Below are 19,791 nucleotides of genomic sequence, written 5' to 3' on the forward strand. Positions count from 1 at the left end.
CTATCCCTCTCCCGTGATCTGCTATCGAGAGGCTCCCGGCACATGTCCCATTCCCTGAAAGCGCTGTTCGACCTTGGCGGTCAGGTCGCCATCATCACCGGCGGATCGCGCGGGCTGGGGTTCCAGATCGCATCGGCGCTGGGCGAATATGGCGCGAGCGTCGCGCTGGTCGCGCGCAAGCAGCAGGAACTCGACGCCGCCGTCGCCGCACTCGGCGAAAAGGGCATCGCCGCCCACGGCTTCGCGGCCAATCTCGCCGGCCCGGAAGCGCCCGCCGCGCTGGTGGCGCAGGTGATGGAGCGGTTCGGGCGGATCGACATCCTCGTCAACAATGCGGGCACGACCTGGGGCGCGGCGGCGGAGGACTATCCGCTCGACGCATGGAACAAGGTGATGGACCTCAACGTCACCGGCATGTTCCTGCTGACGCAGGCCGTCGCCAACGCCGCCTTCCTGCCGCAGGGCGGGGGGAGCGTCGTCAACATCGCCTCGATCCTCGGCCTTGTCGGCACGCCGCCATGGCAGACGGGCACCGTCGCCTATAACGCCGCCAAGGGCGCGGTCATCAGCATGACCCGCGCGCTCGCCGCCGAATGGGGGCCGAGGAACATCCGCGTCAACGCCGTCGCCCCCGGCTTCTTCCCGTCGAAGATGACGGCGGGCACGCTCGACCGGATCGGCGACAGGATGATCGAGCTGACCCCGCTCGGCAAGCTGGGCGGGGAAACCGACCTGATGGGCCCCGCGCTGCTGCTGGCCTCGGCGGCGGGCGCACACATTACCGGGCAGGTCATCGTCGTCGATGGCGGCGCGACCATCCTCTGAGGAATTCCGCTTGTCCCACCCCCTCCTCGTCCGCCGCGACATCGATTTCCTGCTGCATGACTGGCTGGGCATCGACGCGCTGTTCGCCCGGCCGCGCTTCGCCCATCTCGATCGCGAGACGATCGACGCGCTGATCGACCTGTCGGAACAGCTCGCCGTCGATGCCTTCCTGCCGCATTACAAGGAGGCCGACTGCCACGAACCGCGCCTTGATGCCGATGGCGTCCATATCCTGCCCGCCATCGGTGAGGCGCTGGCGCGCTATGCGGAGCTGGGGCTGTTCGCCGCCGGTTTTTCGCCCGATCTCGGCGGCAGCGGCCTGCCCTATCTGGCCTGCGCGGCGTCCTTTGCCTGGTTCGCCGCCGCCAATATCGCGACCGCCGCCTATCCGATGCTGACGGTCGCCAACGCCCGGCTGATCGTCACTTTCGGCAGTGCCGGGCAGATCGAGCGCTTCGCCCTGCCGCAGATAGAGGGCCGCTGGTTCGGCACCATGTGCCTGTCCGAGCCGCAGGCGGGATCGAGCCTCGCCGATGTACGGACGCGCGCGGTGCCCGATGGCGAGGATGCGCTGGGCGCGCGCTATCGCCTCTGCGGCAACAAGATGTGGATTTCCGGCGGCGATCAGGACGTTTCCGCCAATATCGTCCATCTGGTGCTCGCCAAGGTGCCCGGCGCGGACGGCGCGCTGCCCGAAGGGACCGAGGGGCTGTCGCTGTTCATCGTGCCCAAGATACTGCCGGATGGCTCGCGCAACGATGTCGCCGTCGCGGGCCTCAACCACAAGATGGGCTATCGCGGCACCGCCAACTGCCTGCTCAATCTGGGCGAGGGCGGCGGGGCGACCGGCTGGATGATCGGCCAGCCGGGGCGCGGCCTGCACCAGATGTTCCTGATGATGAACGAGGCGCGCATCGGCGTCGGCATCGGCGCGGCGGCGCTGGGCTATCGCGGCTATCGCCATGCGGTCGGCTATGCGCGCGAGCGGGTGCAGGGCCGACCGCCCGGCCGGCGCCGGGGCGATCCCGTCGCCATTATCGGGCATGCCGATGTGAAGCGCATGCTGCTGGCGCAGAAGGCCTATGCCGAGGGCGCGCTGGCGCTCTGCCTCTATTGCGCGAAGCTGGTCGACCTGCACGACGATGCGGCCAGCGCCGCGCTGCTCGGCCTGTTGACGCCGGTGGCCAAGACATGGCCATCCGAATATGGGCTGGCCGCCAACGACATCGCGATCCAGATCCATGGCGGCTACGGCTATACCCGCGACTTCGATGTCGAGCAGCTCTACCGCGACAACCGGCTGAACCCGATTCATGAAGGGACGACCGGCATTCAGGCGATGGACCTGCTCGGCCGCAAGATATTGCGCGACGACGGCGCGGGGCTGGCCGAATTGCGCGCCCGCATCGCCGCCACCGCCGCGCGCGCGGCGGCGCATCCTGCGCTGGGCGGGGAAGGCACGGCGCTCGAACGCCAATGGAGCCGCATCGCCGACACGATCGCGGCGCTGCGCGGGCGGGAGGGCGCGGCGGCGCTCGACAATGCGACGCCGTTCCTGTGGGCCTTCGGTCATGCGGTGCTGGCGTGGCTGTGGCTCGATCAGGCGCTCGCCGCCGACGCCCTCCCCGCGCACAGCGAGGAGGAGCGGCATTTTGTGGAAGGCAAGCTGCGCGCCTGCCGTTTCTTCTTCGAAAGCGAATTGCCCAAGGCGGACGCCTGGCTGGCGCCGGTCGTCGCGATGAGCGACATCGCCGCCGACGCCTCGCCCGACATGTTCTGAAAGGATCTTCCCATGACCGTCAATCTCACAGGCCGCGTCGCCATCGTGACCGGCGCGGGCGCGGGCCTCGGCAGGGCCCATGCGCTCGCCCTCGCCGCCCATGGCGCGAAAGTCGTGGTCAACGATCTCGACCCGGCGCAGGCGGAACAGGTGCGGGAAGAGATTGCCGCCGCAGGCGGGGAAGCGATGGCCGTCGCCGCCAGCGTCACCGATATGGCGGCGGTGACGGAGATGGTCGCGCGCGCCACCGCGCAATGGGGCGCGGTCGATATCCTCGTCAACAATGCGGGCATATTGCGCGACAAGAGCTTCGCGAAGATGGACCTCGACGATTTCCGGCTGGTGCTGGACGTGCACCTGATGGGATCGGTCAACTGCGCCAAGGCGGTGTGGGCGCAGATGCGCGAGCGCAACTATGGCCGCATCGTCTTCACGACCTCCTCCTCCGGCCTTTACGGCAATTTCGGCCAGTCGAACTACGGCGCGGCGAAAATGGCGCTGGTCGGGCTGATGCAGACGCTCGGCCTGGAGGGCGCGCGCAACGATATCCGCGTCAACTGCCTTGCGCCCAGCGCCGCCACGGCGATGACCAACGGCCTTTACGGCGACGAGACGCTCGCAAAGCTGGGGGCGGACCTCGTCAGCCCGGCGGTGGTGGTGCTGGCGGGCGAGGACGCGCCGACGCGGCGCATCCTGCTCGCCGGGGCGGGCAGTTTCGAGCAGGCCAACATCACGATGACGCGCGGGATATTCCTGGGCGACAGCGACGACATGGCCGGGGATCTGGCGGCGGGGCTGGACCGGCTGGCGGACCGCGCGGGCGAGATCATCCCCGAAAGCGGCGAGGAACAGCACCGCTATGAAACGATGGCGGCGCAGCGGACGGCGGCGGAGCTGACATAGGGCGCGCCGCATGCATCGCCATGATCCGTGATTTTACGGATCAGCCGCTCTGCGCTACTATGCGACAGGCATATCGGCGCCGGGCAGGACCGGCGCTTTCAGCGGAGGCGACGGGATGAGCGTGCGCGACATATTGCTTCAGGCGAACAGCTATCCGCGGCCCACGCCCGACTGGGCGATCGAACGCGCCGCCGGGCTGGCGACGGCGTTCGGCGCGCGGCTTTCGCTCGCGCTGTGCCAGGTCCATATCCCCCCGGCGTCGAACTGGCTGGCCGACCGGCTGCTGGACGCGGGCAGCCTGATCGCCGCCGAGAACCGCAAGAGCGACGCCAATGTCCAGGCGCTGCTGTCCGCCTTTGCGGAGAAGGTGCCGGCGGACTGCCGGGGCGAAAGCTTCAGGGTCCATTGCTCCGCGATGGTCACCCATTGGCAGCTTGCGATCCGGGCGCGGTCGCGCGACCTGACGGTCGTGCCGGTCTATGGCCACCCGGACAGCGTTTCCGTGGCGGAAGGGCTGGTGTTCGAATCCGGGCGCCCGGTGCTGTTGCTGCCGGAAAAGGCCGGAAAGGACAGGGCGTTCGACCGGGTCGCCATCGCATGGGACGGCAGCGGCGTCGCGGCGCGGGCGCTGGCCGACGCGCTGCCCTTCTGCCGCCGCGCCGCTTCTGTGGCGCTGGTGCAGGTCATGGGCGAGAAGGACCTGTCGGAGGCCGCGCCGCTGGCGGATATGGTGCGCAACCTTCGCCTGCACGATATCGAGGCAGAGCCGGTCGAGATCGAGCTGCAGGGGCGGGACGCCGCCGCGACGCTGCAAGGGTTTTGCGAGCGCGACGGCCGCGACCTGCTGGTGATGGGCGCCTTCGGCCATTCGCGCATGCGCGAGTTCGTGCTGGGCGGGGTCACCCGGTCGGTTCTCCACGCGCCCACGCTGCCGGTGCTGATTTCGCACTGAGTGGCTGGGGGATCCTCCCCTGTCGCGCGCTGCCTCCTGAGATGTCGGCCTGCGCTGGCATGACGAGATAGGTAGCGCCCGCGCCAAACCATGCGGGGAGCGCTGTCACGCCCCCCGCCGATCGCTCAGACCCGTTCCCAGATGGCGGCGATGCCCTGGCCGCCGCCGATGCACATCGTCACCAAGCCGTAGCGGCCGCCGGTGCGCTGCAATTCATAGGCGAGCTTGGTGGTGATGATCGCGCCGGTCGCGCCGACCGGATGGCCCAGCGAGATGCCGCTGCCATTGGGGTTGACCTTTGCCGGGTCGAAGCCCAGCTCGCGCGCCACGGCGCACGCCTGCGCCGCGAACGCCTCGTTGGATTCGATCACGTCCAGGTCGCCCACTTGCAGGCCCGCCCGCTCCAGCGCCTTGCGCGAGGCGGGCACCGGGCCGATGCCCATATAGGCCGGGTCGACGCCCGCATGGCCGTAGGAGACGAGCCGCGCCAGCGGCTTCAGCCCCTGCGCCTTCACCGCCGCCTCGCTGGCCAGCACCACGGCCGCCGCGCCGTCGTTGATGCCTGATGCGTTGCCCGCCGTCACCGTGCCGTCCTTCTGGAACACCGGCTTCAGCTTGCCGAAATCCTCGGCGGCGGCATCGGTGCGCACGAACTCGTCGGTGTCGAACGCCACCGGCTTGCGGCGCACCAATATCTCGACCGGCACGATCTGATCCTTGAAATAGCCCTGCGCGATCGCATTGGCCGCGCGCTTCTGGCTTTCGAACGCCAGCGCGTCCTGATCCTCGCGCGAGATGCCGTAGCGGGCCGCGACATTCTCCGCCGTCACGCCCATGTGGATGGACTGGAACGGATCGGTCAGCGCGCCGGTCAGGCCGTCGACCAGCGCCGCGTCGCCCATCTTCTGGCCCCAGCGCACGCCCTGCGCGAAATAGGGCGCGCGGCTCATCACCTCGACGCCGCCGCCCAGCGCGATGTCGTTGTCGCCCAGCATGATCGACTGCGCGGCGCTGATGATCGCCTGAAGGCCCGATCCGCACAGCCGGTTCACGGTCAGCGCCGGGCTTTCCTGCGGCACGCCCGCGACGATCGCGGCGATGCGCGCGACATAGGCGTCGCGCGGCTCGGTCTGCACCACGCTGCCGAACACCACATTGCCGACCTGCGATGCTTCGACGCCCGCGCGCTCGATCGCCGCCTTCGCCACATGGGCGCCCAGTTCGCCCGGCCGCTGGTCCTTGAGCGAACCGCCGAAGCTGCCGATGGCGGTCCGTGCCGCCGATACCAGAAATACGTCCGTCATATCCTGCTCCCGTCTAAATTCAGCTGTTGAGATCCTGAAAATTGCCACCCTTCGCCGCCAGTTCCTCGACCAGCGGCGCGGGCGTCCATGCCCAGCCATTGCGGCCCTGCGCATGGGTGCGCAGCCGCTCCAGCAGCGCGGGCAGGCCGATCACATCCCCCTGGAACATCGGCCCGCCCCGTTCCCGCCCGAAGCCATAGCCGTGCAGGTAGATCATGTCGACATCGACCGGGCGATAGGCGATGCCCTCGCCAACGATCCGCGCGCCTTCGTTGATCAGCGCGAGCAGGCAGCGGCCGACGATTTCCTCGTCGCTGATTTCGCGGCGCTCAAGGGCGATTTCGGCCGAATAGTCCTCGATCAGCTTCGTGATCTCCGGGTCCGGCTCGGCGGTGCGGCCGTCGGGATAGGCGTAGATGCCCTTGCCCGTCTTTTGCCCGAAGCGGCCCAGCTCGCAAATGCGGTCGATCACGCCCGAATAGGGGCGGTCGGGCTGCTCCACCGCGCGGCGCTTGCGGATCGCCCAGCCGATATCCTGCCCGGCAAGGTCCATCGTCCGGCACGGCCCCATCGCCATGCCCCAGCGCTCCAGCGCGCCGTCGATCTGCTGCGGCAGCGCGCCTTCCTCCAGCATGAACCAGGTCTGGCGCAGATATTCCTCGAACATGCGGTTGCCGATGAAGCCGTCGCACACGCCCGACACCACGCCGACCTTGCCGACCCGCTTGCCGAACGCCATCGCCGTCGCCAGCACGTCGGGCGCGGTTTCCCTGCCGCGCACCACTTCCAGCAGGCGCATGATGTTGGCGGGCGAGAAGAAGTGCAAACCCACCACCCGCGACGGATCTTTGGTGAGTGCGGCGATGGCGTCCACGTCGAGCGTCGAGGTGTTGCTGGCGAGGATCGCGTCCGGGCGGGTGATCGCGTCCAGCGCGGTGAACACCTGCTGCTTGACGCCCATATCCTCGAACACCGCCTCGATCACCAGATCGATGTCGGCCAGCGCGTCGAGCGAGGTCGCCGGGGTGAAGGCGGCGATGCGCGCGTCGGCTTTCGCCTGATCGATCCGGCCCTTGTCGACGTCGCGCTGGATGGTCTTGCGGATCGTCTCCCCGGCCTTGGCGAGCGCTTCCTCGCGCAGCTCGACCATGATGACCGGCAGGTCCGCGTTCAGCAGCGCGAGGGTGATGCCGGTGCCCATCAGGCCGCCGCCGATCACGCCGACGCTGCGGATATCGCGCGGCGTGACGTCGCGGGAAAGGCCGGGGATGCGGGCGACGGTGCGCTCGCCGAAAAAGGCATGGCGCAGGCCGCGCGACGCCTCGGTCTGCATCAGTTCGCCGAACAGCGCGCCTTCGAGCGCGAGACCGGCGGCGAGATCGTCCGAAAGGGCCTCGACGCATTGGATGATCTTCGCGGGCGCGGGGTTCAGCCCCTTGCGCAGCTTCGCCCTGTGCGCCGCGACCGCCTCGTCGCGGTCGGCGGGCACGGGCAGCGCGCCGGTGCGCCGCGTCGGCGGAACCTCTGCCGCCCATTCCAGCGCAGCGGCGACCACATCGCCTTCGACCAGCCGGTCGACCAGGCCCAGCGTCTGCGCCTTGTCCGCCGCGACCGGCTTGCCCGACAGCATCATGTCGAGCGCGGGACCGGCGCCGATCAGGCGCGGCAGCCGCTGCGTGCCGCCCGCGCCGGGCAGCAGGCCCAGCGTCACTTCGGGCACGCCGAGCCGGGCGCCCGCCTGCGCGACGCGGTAATGCCCCGCCAGCGTCAGCTCCAGACCGCCGCCAAGGGCCACGCCATGGATCGCCATGATCACCGGCTTGGACGCGTCCTCGACGGCGAGCAGCAGGTTGCGCAGCGCCTCCAGCGCCCTGGGATCGCCGTCGAAATCGGTGATGTCCGCGCCGCCGCAGAACATCTTGCCCGCGCCGGTCATGACGATCGCCTTGCATTCCACATCGGCGAGCGCTTCATTGAGGGCGGCGGCGATTTCTCCGACAAAGCCGTTGCCGACGGAAAGGGCGTTCACCGCGCCGTTGGACAGGCGCAGCAGCCGCGTCGCGCCTGAGGAAGTCACATCAACAGTCATCACATACCCCCGTTCGTTCAGAAGGCGTCGGCGGCAAGCGCCATGACCGGGCCTTCGCCCTCGGCGATGCCCGCCGCGAGCGCCTGCGCCTGCGGCAACATGCGCCGGGCGAAGAAATCCGCGACGGCGAGCTTCGCGCCGTGCAGCGGCGTGTCGCCCCCGGCGGCGGCGGCCGCCATGCGCGTCCACATCCAGCCCATCGACACCAGCGCGAACAGCCGCAGATAATCGACCGCCGCCGCGCCCGTCGCATCGACGCCCGCGCCGCGCAGCGAGGCGGTCGCGCCGCGCAGCAGCTCCAGCGCCTGCCCGGTGCGCCGGGCGACGTCCGCCGCCTGCGGGATCGACGCGGCCGCCTGCAGATCCTGCACGATCTGCGCGAAGAAGCCTTCCACGACCGCGCCGCCCGCCAGCGGCAGCTTTCGCCCGACCAGGTCCATCGCCTGCACGCCGTTGGTGCCCTCGTAAATCTGGGCGATGCGCGCATCGCGGACGAACTGCTCCATCCCCCATTCGCGGATATAGCCATGGCCGCCGAACACCTGCTGCGCCTGCACCGCGCTCTCGAATCCGAAATCGGTGAAGGCGGCCTTGACCACCGGGGTCAGCAGCGCCACCAGCGCATCGGATTTCGCCCGCTCGCCCGCATCCGGGTGGGCATGGGCGCGGTCGAGCTGCAACGCCGTCCACCCGGCGAGCGCGCGGCCCGCCTCGACGAAGGCGCGGATGGAGAGCAGCATGCGCCGCACATCGGCATGCTCGACGATCGCCACCGGCCCGCGCGATCCATCGGCGCTGCGGCCCTGCAGCCGCTCCTTCGCATAGCCCGCCGCCTGGGTGTAGGCGGCGCCCGCGATGCCGAGGCCCTGGATGCCGACCATCAGCCGCTCCGCGTTCATCATCGTGAACATGGCGGCGAGGCCGCGATGCGGCTCGCCCACCAGCCAGCCGGTCGCGCCGTCATAATTCATCACGCAGGTGGGCTGCGCGTGGATGCCCATCTTCTTTTCCAGCGCGCCGACCGACAGGGTGTTGCGCAAGGTAAAGCCGCCATCGGCATCGGGCAGGAACTTGGGCACGAGGAACAGGCTGATCCCCTTCACGCCCGGAGGCGCGTCGGGCAGCCGGGCGAGCACGAGATGGACGATGTTGCCGCCGAAATCATGGTCGCCCGACGAGATGAAGATCTTGGTGCCCGTGACGGCGTAGCTGCCGTCGCCCTTCGGCTCCGCCTTGGTCTTGAGCAGCGCGAGATCGGTGCCCGCGCCGCTTTCGGTCAGCGCCATCGCGCCGGTCCATTCGCCGCTCACCATGCGGGGCAGATAGGCGGCCTTGAGGTCGTCGCTCGCATGGGCGGCGATCGCCTCATAGGCGCCGCGCGTCAGGCCGGGGAACAGGCCGAAGGAAAGGTTGGTGGCCGAGATCATCTCGTCGAGCCAGAGCTGGAGGATGAAGGGCAGTCCCTGCCCGCCATGGGCCGGATCGGCGGAGAGCGAGGCCCAGCCCGCCTGCGCGAATTCGCGATAGGCCTCGGCGAAGCCTTCGGGCGTGTGCACCTCGCCGTCGATCAGGCGGGAGCCCTGCTCGTCCCCTTCGCGGTTGAGCGGGTGCAGCCGTTCGGCGCACATCTTGCCGGCCTCTTCCAGCACCGTCGCCGCGAGGTCGGCATCCACCTCCTTGCCGATCTCCGCCATCGCCCGGTCGAAACCGAGCACCTCGTTCAGCAGGAAGCGATAATCGTCGACGGGGGGAATATAACTGTACATCGGGGCCTCTCCCTGTAAGCTGGCATCGCACTATACCAAACGTCTGTTACAGTCAATCGCCCGATGTGGGAAGGCATCAACGCTGGCGCAATGCGGGGCCGAGCCCTGACGGCTGCCTTCTGTGCGATGGCGAAGGCGTCCGGCGGACCCTCGCTGTTCGGGGCATGATTCGCCCATGCCCAAGCACGTGCGTCATTGCAGGGAACCCGCTGTCGGTTGGCGGTTTCAACCCTATAGGTCGCAGCCGAGATCGGCCGTCGCCTCGCCGCACCGGATCGGACGGGCGGAAGGCCGACTCAACGGAGAAGGACGATGGAGACGGAGCAGTTCATCCTGCATGAAAAGGGCTGGATGCCGAACAACGAGCGGTTGCCGGTCCTGCTCTATCGCGGCGCGGTCGAGGCCGAGGGCAGGAAGGCCGCCGAACGGTTCGAGCGGCTGTTCGCCGACCATGGCTGGCCGCCGCAATGGCGCGACACGATCTACGATTATCATCATTACCACTCGACCGCCCATGAGGCGCTGGGCGTGGCGAGCGGATACGGGACGCTGCTCCTCGGCGGGCCGGGCGGGCGCGAGATCGAGGTCCGCGCCGGCGACGCGCTCGTGCTGCCGGTCGGCACCGGCCATCGCCGGCTCGACGTCAGCGACGATTTCCTCGTCGTCGGCGCCTATCCGGCGGGGCAGGACTGGGACATTTGCCGCGAGGCGCCGACCGACATGGTGCGCCGCCGCATGCGCGACCTTCCCGTTCCCGATGAGGACCCGATCGCCGGGAAGGCGGGGCCGCTGCGGGATCACTGGACGAAATGACCGGATGCCCAACCGGTTGAAATTCCCCGGAGAAGGATCATCTTGGAGCTGCGCCCGACCGGGCGCGAACATCCTCAGCTTTTGGCTCAACTTTTGGGATGGAGATGATGATGTCCGACAAGCACCTCGATTATCTCAGGCGCGAGCATGCCCGTCTCGAGGCCGAGATCGACCTTGCTTCCCGCGGCTTGCGACCCGATGAGGTCGCGATCGCGCGGCTCAAGAAGCTGAAGCTCGCGGTCAAGGACCAGATCGCCGCCTGGTCCCGCGACCTCGGCGTGAGCGAGGTCGCCTGAGCCGACAGCGCGGAGCGGGCAGGGCGGAGCCGTCGCGAGCCGGCTCCGCCTCATGGGCCAACCTTTCGCTTGGTCGAACCTTCGGCGTCAGCCTTGGTGCAGGCGCGGGTCCAGACTCTGTCCTGTTCAGATTGAACCGGACAGAGTCTGGCTATCCCTTGCTTGCCGCGTTTTCCGAGCCGTCAGATGTGCCATCTGACTTGAAAGCGCTCTAGCGGTTCGCGCCGTCATGATCGGCGCGGGTCGGGATGACCGGCTGCACCTTGTCCTTCTTCGTCGCCCGCGTCGGCTCCGGATCCTCGCCGCGCGCGGTCTTCTCCTCGTCGCGGCTGCCGATGTCGGTCGCGAGCGTGCCGCCCGCGCTTCCCGATTGCGACGGGGTCTGCTCCTGATCGCGAAGATCGGAATCGTCGCGCCCGCCTGTTTGCCTGTTGTCGGTCATCCTTCCCTCCATTGTCGGCTGTTTGCGCATCTCACCGCTCCACCCCCGGAATCTTGTCCGCGATGGAAGTCTCGCCCCGGCGGCGGTCGTCCGGCGATGGGTCCTCGCCGCGCAGCTTCGCGTTGCCGACGATTTGCACGTCATCGGCGGAGGCCGGCGCGGGCGGACGGTGGCCGCCTGCCCGCTCCAGTTCCTTGAGCGTCGGGTTGCGGTTGTTGTTGCTGGATTTGCCTTTGCCGCTGTTGTCACGCATGGTCGCTCTCCTTGTCTTGCCGTCAGCGTCTTACCGGTCAACGGAAGGCGAGCCGGGCGCGGGCGCAGTTATTTGTTGGTGCGTCCCAGCCGTTCGGGATCGATCGAGCCGTCGGGCTCGGGATCATTCTCGACATCGCCTTCGACCGTATTCTCGCCTTCGATATCCTCCGGCTCCTCGCCCGTCGCATAGGCGCCTTTCGATTGCCCGATGCCGGGGTTGCGTTCGAGATCCTCGTCGCGCTTCGGCTTCGGTCCTTCTCTGTTCCGATCGGTCATGCGATCCTCCTGATCTGCCGCGCGCCCGCCTCGCGAAGCGCGCCTTCGATGACGGGCCGGTCATCGTCGGTGACCGGAACGGTGAGCTGGATCTCGCCGTCCAGCGGCGCATCGTCGCGCGCGGCCGTGCCCGGCGAGGCGCCCGCGCCGTCCGCGCCGCCGATGCGCGTTCCCGTGCTGGCGGCTGTTCCCGCCGCCTCGACGAAGAGGACGTCGCGCTCGATCCCATGTTCCTGCACCAGATGCTCGATCGCGAGATCGGCATCACGCCGGGAGGCGAACAGCGCGCAGAGGCCGTCGGACCGCGCCATCACCGCTCTCCCGCCGTGGCGGCGGGGCCGTGATTGCCGCCATGACGGCCCTTGTTGCCTTGCCCTTCCATGCTCTTCTCCTGTCGGATTGGCGTCGGCGACGGTCGAGCGTGAGCTTGCGCATGTTTGAGCTTGCACATGGCGGGCCGCAGCCGCGTATATCTTTCAGGAAAACCGGCGAGCCGCGCTGCTCGTTCCTCGCCGTCCGCCCAAGCCCCCTCAGGTCGTCGGAAGATCCGGCCGGTTCGTCACAAGAGAGGGAAGGGCCGAAAGAGTCCGGATGGCCGCGCCCTTCCTTCCCCCGGCATCGAGCGCGAGGCAAGGCCAATCGCGGGCCGCCGACCCTGCACCCAGGCGGCCCGCGCTCCTCCCCGTTGTCAGGGGATGAGGGTCATGCCGTTCAGGTCGTTCCGGTCGCGCCACTGCGCGATCAGGTCGCCGAATTTGTAGAAGCCGGGCGCATAGGGTTCCCCCACCGCCGCGCGGATGCCGCCATGGCCGCCGCCTTCATTGTTGTAATAGCCCGGCGTGCATTCCTGAAGGAAGGTGTCGGGCGGCGCCAGTTCGCGGATGGTGCTCACCCATTGGTCCTGCGCCTCCTGCGTCGCCTCCACCGTCGTGGCGCCGCGCTTCATCGTCTCGGCGATGATATAGGCGATATGCTCGCCCTGCTGCTCATACATGGCGGTGACGCTGGTGCTCAGCCCGCCCTGGGTGAAGCCGGTGAAGAACAGCCCCGGAAAGCCGTGGGAACTCATGCCGTGCAGCGTGCGATAGCCCTCGCTCCAGTGATCGTAGAGCGACAGTCCGCCACGCCCGTCGATCGCCTCTATGCCTGACGCGACCTTCTGGTCCTGCGCCGAGATTTCGAAGCCGCTGGCGAAGATGATGCAGTCGACCTCATAGTCCTTGCCGTTCGCGACCAGCCCCTTTTCCGTCACCCGCTCGACGCCCTTGCTCGCCGACACGTCCACCAAAGTCACATTGGGCCGGTTGAACGCGGGCAGATAGTCGTTGCTGGAACAGGGGCGCTTGCACATATAGCGATAATAGGGTTTCAGCGCCTCGGCCGTTTCCGGGTTCTTGACGATCTCGTCGGTCCGGCGGCGGATGCGCTCCATCGTCGCATAATCCTCCTCCTCGCGGATCGCGACCAGCTCCTCTATCGACAGCTCGCGCCCCGCCGCAGCGACGCGGCCCGAAACATTGCGCCCGACCTCGGTGAAGAAGTCGCAGGTCTGGTCCTCCTCCGCCGCCTTCGACGGAAAGGGCTCGCCGGAAAAGACGTAGAAATTTTCCTGCCGCTCGCGCTGCCAGCCCGGCTTCAGGCTCGCCGCCCATTCGGGATCGGTGGGGTCGTTGCGGCGATGGTCCACCGCCGACGGGGTGCGCTGGAATACCGTCAGATGCTTCGCATATTGGCCGAGGATCGGCACGATCTGGATCGCGGTGGCGCCGGTGCCTATCACCGCGACGCGCTTGTCGGCCAGCCTGTCCAGCACCGGGTCGCCGGGACCGCCGCCGGTATAGCCATAATCCCAGCGCGCGGAATGGAACATATGGCCGCTGAAGCTGGCGAGGCCGGGAATGCCCGGCAGCTTCGGCTTGCTCCACGGCCCGGTCGCCATGATGACGAAGCGCGCGCGCAGCTCATCGTCCTGGTTGGTCCTGATCGTCCAGCGCCGGGTCCCCTCTTCCCAGATCATCGAGCGGATCATCGTGCCGAACAGCGCGCCTTCATAAAGGCCGAAATGCTCGCCCATGTTGCGGCAATGGCCGTAAATCTCGACCCCGTCGACGAAGCGGCGGGAGGGCATATAGTCCAGCTCCTCCAGCATCGGGATATAGCAATAGGATTCATTGTCGCACTGGATGCCGGGATAGCGGTTCCAGTACCAGGCGCCGCCGAAATCGCCGCCCATCTCGATGATGCGGACGTCCTCGACCCCGGCCTTCTTGAGATAGGCGCCCGCCAGCAGCCCGGCAAAGCCGCCGCCGATGATCGCCACGTCGATGTCGGCGGCGACGGGATCGCGCACCACCGGCGGGCTGTAGGGGTCGGCCTCCCAGAAATCGGGCATGTCGGTGGTGACGTGCACATATTGCGCCGTGCCTTCCCTGCGCAGCCGCTTGTCCCGTTCGTGCCGGTATTTTTCCCGCAGCGCGTCCAGCTCGAAATCGTGGGGCGTCACCGATGGCGCACAGCGCATGTTTCGACTCTCCTTCGATGGCCTCGCGGGCCTTTCGCCGTTCATAGACGGACCTGCGGCGCTATTTCAATATGTAATTAATTAAACCGCTATCCACACCTTCATGCGGCGGTATAGCCTCCGCCCACCGGCATCGCCGCGCCGGTGACGATGACGACCTTGTCCTCCAGCATGACGTCCTCTCCAGCGGTTATCCGGCCCGCTCCGCGCTTTCCCGCGCGAGCCGGGCGATCAGCGGCAGCTGCGCGACCAGCCGGGCGGCGTCCGCCGAGGAGGCGTTGCCGCGCACCATGCGCCCCTTGACCCCGTGCACGATCGCGCCGAAGCGGAACAGGTTGTAGGCGATGTAGAAATCCAGATGGTCGATCCCCGCCCGGCCCGTGCGACGGCAATAGGCGGCGACATACTCCTCCTCGCCCGGAATGTTCAGCGCCTCGAAATCGAGGCCGAGCAGGCCGCCCGGCAGGTCGGGCGGCGAGCGGTACATCATCAGATTATAGGTGAAGTCGGCCAGCGGATGGCCCAGCGTCGAAAGCTCCCAGTCGAGCACCGCGAGGACGCGCGGCTCGGTGGGATGGAAGATCATGTTGTCGCACCGGAAATCGCCATGGACGATGGAGGTTTCCTCGCCCGGCGGGAGATGGGCGGGCAGCCAGTCGGCCAGCCAGTCCATGTCGTCAAGCCGCCCGCCCGCCTCGTCCTCGCGATATTGGCGGGTCCAGCGGGCGATCTGCCGCTCGAAATAATTGCCCGGCCGGCCGTAGTCGCCCAGGCCGATTGCCTGATAATCCACCGAATGCAGCGCCGCGAGCGTGGCGTTCATCGCATCGAAATAGGCGGGCCGGTCGGCGCGCGAAACGCCGGGAAAGCCGGATTCCCAGAAGATCCGCCCGTCGATCATGTCCATCACGTAGAACCAGGTGCCGATCACGCTGTCGTCGGTGCAGAGCCCATGGACCTTCGCGACCGGGAAGCCCGCCCGATACAGCGCAGTCTGCACCCGCGCCTCGCGATCGACCGCATGCGCGCCCTTCAGCAGCTGGCCCGGCGGCTTGCGGCGCAGCACGTAACGGCCGCCCGGCGTCGTCAGCTTGTAGGTGGGGTTGGACTGGCCGCCGGCGAACTTCTCGATCGTCAGCGGCCCGGCGAAGCCCTCGACATGCGCCTGCATCCAGCCGGCGAGGCGCCCGGCATCAACATGATGCGGATCGGCGGAGGCAGCGGGGTCAGTCATGGCGCGCCTTTCCCAGCGTGTCGCGCTTGATCTTCTTGGCGAGGCTCCATTTGTGCACTTCGGTCGGGCCGTCATAGATGCGGAAGGCACGGATTTCGCGGAACACCCGTTCGACGATCGTGTCGCCCGACACGCCGGTGCCGCCCATCACCTGCACGCATTTGTCGGCGACGCGCATCAGCGCCTCCGACACCGCCACCTTTGCCATCGAGCTTTCGGCGGTGCCGAGCGAGCCGGTGTCGAGCACGTCCGCGCACCAGTCGATCATCAATTCCGCCTGCTTCAGGTCGATGAGGTTTTCGGCGAGCATGAAGCCGACCCCCTCATGGTCGACCAGCGGCTTGCCGAAGGCGTGGCGGGTGCAGGCATAGGCGGTCGCGATCTCCTGCGCGCGGGTGCAGGCGCCCAGCCAGCGCATGCAGTGCGAAAGGCGCGCGGGGCTGAGCCGCACCTGCGCCAGCCGGAAGCCCTCGCCGGGCTGGCCCAGCATCTGGTCGGCGGGCACGCGCAGATTCTCGATCGCGATCGCCGAATGGCCGCCGGGCATGGAGCTGTCGATGGTGTCGAGCACCCGTTCGATGCGGATCGCCGGGTCGGGCAGGTCGACCAGGAACATGCTGGCGCCTTCGGGCGCCTTGGCCATCACGATGCCGACCCTGGCGCCCTGCGCGCCGGTGATGAAGGTCTTGCGCCCGTCGATGATCCAGTGGTTGCCGTGCTGCCGGCAGGTGGTCTGCATCATCGACGGGTCGGAGCCCGCGCCCCCGTCCGCCGCCGGTTCGGTCATGAAGAAGGCGGAACGCGCCTCGCCCGCGATGATGGGCCTGAGGTAGCGTTCCTTCTGCTCCGCCGTCGCCACCTTGCCGAGCAGGTACATATTGCCTTCGTCCGGCGCCATGGTGTTGAGCGCGACCGGGCCCAGCGGGGACAGGCCCGACTTGCGCAGGACGAGCGCCGTCTCGCGCTGGCTGAGATGGCCGCCGTCCGGCAGGATATGCGGGGTGAGCACGCCCGCTGCGCGCGCCTTTTCGCGCATTTCCAGCACCAGGTCCTCGCCGGGGCCGTGGCCGTGCGTTTCGATGCGCGGGTCCTTCTCATAGGGGATGACGACGTCCCGGACGAATGCCTCCACCCTGACGGCGATCGCCGTTGCCCTTTCGCTCATGACCTTAATTCCTCATTTAATATGCTTGTCCTGTCTCTAGCCGCCGTCGCCCGGATGTCAAAGGCGCATATGCGTTCCGGCAAAATTTTAATCGATCGAATAAAGGGGCGGCCCCGGCCTGACCGGAGCCGCCCTTCGGAATGCGTCGCGCGTCAGGCGGCGAGCTTTTCCTTCTCCTCGCCCACGATCTCGGCGATGGTGGGCAGCACCTTCTCGGCAAACAGCTCGGCGCCCGCCAGCACCTCGTCCTGCGGCGCGCCGCCGGCGGAGAACTGGAAATTGGGCGTGTAGGGGCCGGTCACCGCGATGCGCTTGCGGAAGCGATCGATGATCTGGTCCGGCGTGCCCCAGAGCTGGGTCGGCACATAGGCCTTGATCGCCGCCTCGCGCCCGCCCTCGCGCAGCGCCTGCGCGCCGGAGGCATAGCTTTGATAGCCCTTGGTGCTGTTGAAATGGTCGCCGTCCATCTCATAATGGCTCACCACCATGTCGAACGCGTTGCCGACATATTGATAGGCGCGCTCGGCGGCGATGTCCGGATCCTTGTGGCAATAGGTGACGTCGGTCAGCACCGGCAGCGGCGGCTTGCGGTCGGGGTGGAACTCCGCGAAATATTTGCGGTAATTGTCGAGCCCGTTGGCGAGCTTGCGGTCGTCGGCGGTCACGTAGCTCATGATCGCGCCGCCGATGCGGGCGGCGGTCATCTGCGATTCGGGCGAGGTCGCCGCGACCGTCTGGATGCGGTCCATGAAGGTGCGGATCGGGCCTGGGCGCAGCTTGCGCGCGGGCTGCTTGTAGAATGTCCCCTGCCCTTCGCAGATGCCGGTTTCGATCGCGCGCACCACCATCTCCGCCGCCTCGTCGAAACGCTCGCGCGCTTCGTTCATCGGGATGCGGAAGCCGTCATATTCGATCTTGGCAAGGCCGCGCCCCAGCGCCAGCACGACGCGGCCATTGGAAAGATGGTCGAGCAGCAGGATTTTCTCCGCGACGCGCAGCGGGTCGTTCCACGGCAGGATCGCGGCGCCCACGCCCAGCTTGATCCGCTCGGTCTTGCCGGCGATCCACGCCAGTTCCACGAAATTGTCGGGGGACATGGAATAATTGTCGAAATGATGCTCAACCGCCCACACCCGGCCGAAGCCCATATCTTCGGCCGCGACGCCGAATTCCATGTCGTTGCGGAAGGCCTGCTGGTCCGACAGTGCATCGTTGCGGTTCTGGAACATCAGCAGGATGCCGACGTCGTTGTCGTTCTTCTTCACGGGGTCTCTCCTTGCAGAATCTTGTCATGGCGGCGACGGACGCCAGCACATCGGGAGTCATGCCCGCGCTTGCGCATCGGGCGGTAGCCGACTGGTGGAAAAAACTTGCCTAATAGTGTCAGATTATGTCATCGTTCGATTAATTGATCGGAGGGATGGACCCGGACCATGAGCAGCATCGCTGACTTCCGCGCCTTGATCGAGCGGCACGCGCAACCGTCGCTGAACAGTCAGGAAACCGCCATTCCGGGCGTCAGCCTGATGCGCCTCGTCTCGCCCGGCCGGCCGGTGCGGCAGACGCAGGACCTGATTTTCTACATGGTGGTGGGTGGCGGCAAGACGGTCACCATCGGCCCGCACCGGACGCGGCTGGGCCCCGGCGACTATATCGTGTCGAACGCGGACCTGGATGTGGCGAGCGAGATTCCCGACGCGTCCGAGGCCGATCCTTATCTCGGCGTCGCGATCCGGCTCGACCCGGTGCTGGCGCTGCGCACCGCCCGCTCGCTGGGGCTGGAGCGGCCGCGCGAGCAGACCGACCGCTATATCGGCGGCAGCGGCAATGACGACGGGCTGGTCGATGCGACGCTGCGCCTGCTGGCCTTGCTCGACCGGCCCGACGACATCCCCGCGCTGGCCCCGCTGCTGGAGCAGGAGATGGTCTATCGCCTGCTGCGCAGCGAGGTGGGACCGGCGTTCCTTGAGCTGATATTGGTCAAGAACCGGGAAATGCGGATCAGCCGCATCATCGAATCGATCAACCGCCATTATAGCGAGCAGCTGGATCTGGAGGCGATGGCGCGCACCAACGGTTTCAGCCTCTCCTCGCTGTTCCGCCATTTCAAGCAGGCCACCAGCCTGTCGCCGATCCAGTATCAGAAGAAGATCCGCCTGCGCGCCGCGCGCCAGTTGATGCTGGCCGAGGAGGAAAACGCCATCGGCGCCGCCTTCAAGGTCGGCTTCGGCAGCCCGACCCAGTTCTCGCGCGAATATAAGCGCGCCTACGGCCTGCCGCCCGCGCGCGATATCGCCCGGTTGCGCGCGGCGGGGGCGAGGAACGCCGAGTCCTGACGCGGCGCGCCTATTCCGGGACCTCGCCCTGCCCCTCGAAGCCCCTGCCCTGCCACGGGCGGAAGCGCGGCGGGCGCTTTTCCCTGCCCGCGATCAGGCTTTCGTGCTGATCGGCATGGCCGAGCGTGGCGCGCACCAGCCGGTCCGCGGCGCGGCAGGCGGCGTCCAGATCCTGGTTCAGATCGGCATAGACCTGCATCTTGATCGCCGCCATCGACAGAGGAGACACCCCGGTCGCGAGCAGCGCGGCATAGGCGCGGGCCTCGTCCAGCAAGGCGTCCGGCGCGCAGAGGCGGTCGACAAAGCCGATGCGCTGCGCTTCCTCCGCGTCGATGGTGCGGGCGGAAAGGATCAGGTCCAGCGCGCGCGACAGGCCGATCTGGCGCGGCAATATGTGGCTGATGCCATGTTCGGCGACGAGGCCCCGGCGCGCGAACATGGTGTTGAATGTCGCGGTGGTGCTGGCGAAGCGCAGGTCCGCCATCATCGCCAGGATGAAGCCGCCGCCGACCGCCGCGCCGTTGACCGCGGCGATGATCGGCTTGGAAATGTCGGGCAGCCAGGTGAAGAGGCCGGGCCGCCGGTGCGTCGGCGGCGGCGGAAGGGGTTTGCCGATCGTGTCGGCCAGCGCGGCGAGGTCCAGCCCGGAGCAGAAGCCCCTGCCCGCCCCGGTGACGATGATCGCCGCGACCGCCGGGTCGGCCTCGCAGCGGCGCAGCGCCTGCTCGATCGCCTCGATCATCGCCGGGGTCAGCGCATTGAGGCGGGCGGGCCGGTTCAGGGTCAGGGTCGCGACGCCATTGACCACGTCCAGCAGCATGTCCTCGCTCATGC

Annotated in this window: 19 protein-coding genes; 7 read left to right on the forward strand and 12 right to left on the reverse strand. The window is 67.8% G+C overall.

From position 1 onward, the window contains the following. Positions 1-42 precede the first annotated feature (42 nt). The 4 genes from GGR43_RS07110 (at position 43) to GGR43_RS07125 (ending at position 4,460) form a co-directional block, all read left to right on the forward strand. Complete coding sequence (locus tag GGR43_RS07110) at positions 43-825, forward strand: SDR family oxidoreductase (RefSeq protein WP_188071276.1); 783 nt, start codon at positions 43-45, stop codon at positions 823-825. Positions 826-835: 10 nt separating this feature from the next. Further along, entirely contained in the window at positions 836-2,605 is a 1,770-nt protein-coding gene (locus GGR43_RS07115) for an acyl-CoA dehydrogenase (protein ID WP_246343413.1), read from the forward strand. Between the two features lie 12 nt (positions 2,606-2,617). Continuing rightward, entirely contained in the window at positions 2,618-3,508 is an 891-nt protein-coding gene (locus tag GGR43_RS07120; RefSeq protein ID WP_188071278.1) for an SDR family NAD(P)-dependent oxidoreductase, read from the forward strand. 115 nt (positions 3,509-3,623) lie between these two features. Next, positions 3,624-4,460: a universal stress protein gene (locus tag GGR43_RS07125; protein WP_188071279.1), complete on the forward strand. Its 837-nt coding sequence runs from the start codon at positions 3,624-3,626 to the stop codon at positions 4,458-4,460. 125 nt (positions 4,461-4,585) lie between these two features. On the opposite strand, the gene GGR43_RS07130 is transcribed toward GGR43_RS07125, so the two are convergent. The 3 genes from GGR43_RS07130 to GGR43_RS07140 are packed head-to-tail and all read right to left on the reverse strand — an operon-like array spanning position 4,586 to position 9,619. Continuing rightward, positions 4,586-5,764: an acetyl-CoA C-acyltransferase family protein gene (locus GGR43_RS07130; RefSeq protein ID WP_188071280.1), complete on the reverse strand. Its 1,179-nt coding sequence runs from the start codon at positions 5,762-5,764 to the stop codon at positions 4,586-4,588. A gap of 19 nt (positions 5,765-5,783) precedes the next feature. Next, entirely contained in the window at positions 5,784-7,853 is a 2,070-nt protein-coding gene (locus GGR43_RS07135) for a 3-hydroxyacyl-CoA dehydrogenase NAD-binding domain-containing protein (protein ID WP_188071492.1), read from the reverse strand. A 17-nt stretch (positions 7,854-7,870) separates the two neighbouring features. Beyond that, entirely contained in the window at positions 7,871-9,619 is a 1,749-nt protein-coding gene (locus tag GGR43_RS07140) for an acyl-CoA dehydrogenase C-terminal domain-containing protein (RefSeq protein ID WP_188071281.1), read from the reverse strand. A gap of 312 nt (positions 9,620-9,931) precedes the next feature. Between GGR43_RS07140 and GGR43_RS07145 the strand changes: the two genes are divergently transcribed. Together GGR43_RS07145 and GGR43_RS07150 are read left to right on the forward strand one after the other, a co-directional pair. Continuing rightward, a complete protein-coding gene (locus tag GGR43_RS07145; RefSeq protein ID WP_188071282.1) occupies positions 9,932-10,432 on the forward strand; it encodes a cupin in 501 nt (166 codons plus the stop codon). Positions 10,433-10,536: 104 nt separating this feature from the next. Beyond that, positions 10,537-10,728 (forward strand): YdcH family protein, encoded by a 192-nt coding sequence (locus GGR43_RS07150; protein WP_425502165.1) that lies wholly within the window; start codon positions 10,537-10,539, stop codon positions 10,726-10,728. Positions 10,729-10,939: 211 nt separating this feature from the next. On the opposite strand, the gene GGR43_RS07155 is transcribed toward GGR43_RS07150, so the two are convergent. The 8 genes from GGR43_RS07155 to GGR43_RS07190 all read right to left on the reverse strand — a co-directional run bounded on the left by GGR43_RS07155 (position 10,940) and on the right by GGR43_RS07190 (position 17,886). Further along, positions 10,940-11,170 carry a hypothetical protein gene (locus GGR43_RS07155; RefSeq protein WP_188071283.1) on the reverse strand — a complete coding sequence of 77 codons (231 nt, stop codon included), beginning with the start codon at positions 11,168-11,170 and terminating at the stop codon, positions 10,940-10,942. Positions 11,171-11,201: 31 nt separating this feature from the next. Further along, a complete protein-coding gene (locus GGR43_RS07160) occupies positions 11,202-11,423 on the reverse strand; it encodes a hypothetical protein (protein WP_188071284.1) in 222 nt (73 codons plus the stop codon). 68 nt (positions 11,424-11,491) lie between these two features. After that, complete coding sequence (locus GGR43_RS07165) at positions 11,492-11,701, reverse strand: hypothetical protein (RefSeq protein ID WP_188071285.1); 210 nt, start codon at positions 11,699-11,701, stop codon at positions 11,492-11,494. Next, the gene (locus tag GGR43_RS07170; protein WP_188071286.1) at positions 11,698-12,012 is read right to left on the reverse strand and encodes a hypothetical protein; all 315 of its coding nucleotides are present in this window, start codon (positions 12,010-12,012) and stop codon (positions 11,698-11,700) included. Before GGR43_RS07170 ends, GGR43_RS07165 begins: the two co-directional genes overlap by 4 nt. Before the next feature lie 377 nt (positions 12,013-12,389). Then, positions 12,390-14,222, reverse strand: coding sequence for a flavin-containing monooxygenase (locus GGR43_RS07175; protein ID WP_223177340.1), 1,833 nt, complete (start codon positions 14,220-14,222; stop codon positions 12,390-12,392). 190 nt (positions 14,223-14,412) lie between these two features. Then, on the reverse strand, positions 14,413-15,456 hold the full coding sequence (locus GGR43_RS07180; protein WP_188071288.1) for a phosphotransferase: 1,044 nt from the start codon (positions 15,454-15,456) through the stop codon (positions 14,413-14,415). Continuing rightward, entirely contained in the window at positions 15,449-16,621 is a 1,173-nt protein-coding gene (locus GGR43_RS07185; RefSeq protein WP_188071289.1) for an acyl-CoA dehydrogenase family protein, read from the reverse strand. Before GGR43_RS07185 ends, GGR43_RS07180 begins: the two co-directional genes overlap by 8 nt. Before the next feature lie 152 nt (positions 16,622-16,773). Continuing rightward, the gene (locus GGR43_RS07190; RefSeq protein ID WP_188071290.1) at positions 16,774-17,886 is read right to left on the reverse strand and encodes an LLM class flavin-dependent oxidoreductase; all 1,113 of its coding nucleotides are present in this window, start codon (positions 17,884-17,886) and stop codon (positions 16,774-16,776) included. A gap of 168 nt (positions 17,887-18,054) precedes the next feature. Between GGR43_RS07190 and GGR43_RS07195 the strand changes: the two genes are divergently transcribed. After that, positions 18,055-18,957: an AraC family transcriptional regulator gene (locus tag GGR43_RS07195; protein ID WP_188071291.1), complete on the forward strand. Its 903-nt coding sequence runs from the start codon at positions 18,055-18,057 to the stop codon at positions 18,955-18,957. Positions 18,958-18,967: 10 nt separating this feature from the next. Here GGR43_RS07195 and GGR43_RS07200 read toward each other — a convergent pair whose 3' ends face one another. Further along, positions 18,968-19,789, reverse strand: a complete 822-nt coding sequence (locus tag GGR43_RS07200; RefSeq protein WP_188071292.1) for an enoyl-CoA hydratase-related protein — start codon at positions 19,787-19,789, stop codon at positions 18,968-18,970. Positions 19,790-19,791 lie beyond the last annotated feature (2 nt).

This window comes from Sphingobium jiangsuense (genome assembly GCF_014196495.1).
Taxonomy (GTDB): domain Bacteria; phylum Pseudomonadota; class Alphaproteobacteria; order Sphingomonadales; family Sphingomonadaceae; genus Sphingobium; species Sphingobium jiangsuense.

Excerpts from the sequence above, each read along its gene's own strand:
- GGR43_RS07125 (WP_188071279.1), top strand. The coding sequence starts at position 3,624 with ATGAGCGTGCGCGACATATTGCTTCAGGCGAACAGCTATCCGCGGCCC.
- GGR43_RS07180 (WP_188071288.1), bottom strand. The coding sequence starts at position 15,456 with ATGACTGACCCCGCTGCCTCCGCCGATCCGCATCATGTTGATGCCGGG.
- GGR43_RS07130 (WP_188071280.1), bottom strand. The coding sequence starts at position 5,764 with ATGACGGACGTATTTCTGGTATCGGCGGCACGGACCGCCATCGGCAGC.
- GGR43_RS07140 (WP_188071281.1), bottom strand. The coding sequence starts at position 9,619 with ATGTACAGTTATATTCCCCCCGTCGACGATTATCGCTTCCTGCTGAAC.
- GGR43_RS07160 (WP_188071284.1), bottom strand. The coding sequence starts at position 11,423 with ATGCGTGACAACAGCGGCAAAGGCAAATCCAGCAACAACAACCGCAAC.
- GGR43_RS07175 (WP_223177340.1), bottom strand. The coding sequence starts at position 14,222 with ATGCGCTGTGCGCCATCGGTGACGCCCCACGATTTCGAGCTGGACGCG.
- GGR43_RS07195 (WP_188071291.1), top strand. The coding sequence starts at position 18,055 with ATGAGCAGCATCGCTGACTTCCGCGCCTTGATCGAGCGGCACGCGCAA.
- GGR43_RS07135 (WP_188071492.1), bottom strand. The coding sequence starts at position 7,853 with ATGACTGTTGATGTGACTTCCTCAGGCGCGACGCGGCTGCTGCGCCTG.
- GGR43_RS07155 (WP_188071283.1), bottom strand. The coding sequence starts at position 11,170 with ATGACCGACAACAGGCAAACAGGCGGGCGCGACGATTCCGATCTTCGC.
- GGR43_RS07145 (WP_188071282.1), top strand. The coding sequence starts at position 9,932 with ATGGAGACGGAGCAGTTCATCCTGCATGAAAAGGGCTGGATGCCGAAC.
- GGR43_RS07200 (WP_188071292.1), bottom strand. The coding sequence starts at position 19,789 with ATGAGCGAGGACATGCTGCTGGACGTGGTCAATGGCGTCGCGACCCTG.
- GGR43_RS07185 (WP_188071289.1), bottom strand. The coding sequence starts at position 16,621 with ATGAGCGAAAGGGCAACGGCGATCGCCGTCAGGGTGGAGGCATTCGTC.
- GGR43_RS07150 (WP_425502165.1), top strand. The coding sequence starts at position 10,537 with ATGATGATGTCCGACAAGCACCTCGATTATCTCAGGCGCGAGCATGCC.
- GGR43_RS07120 (WP_188071278.1), top strand. The coding sequence starts at position 2,618 with ATGACCGTCAATCTCACAGGCCGCGTCGCCATCGTGACCGGCGCGGGC.
- GGR43_RS07170 (WP_188071286.1), bottom strand. The coding sequence starts at position 12,012 with ATGGCGCGGTCCGACGGCCTCTGCGCGCTGTTCGCCTCCCGGCGTGAT.
- GGR43_RS07165 (WP_188071285.1), bottom strand. The coding sequence starts at position 11,701 with ATGACCGATCGGAACAGAGAAGGACCGAAGCCGAAGCGCGACGAGGAT.
- GGR43_RS07110 (WP_188071276.1), top strand. The coding sequence starts at position 43 with ATGTCCCATTCCCTGAAAGCGCTGTTCGACCTTGGCGGTCAGGTCGCC.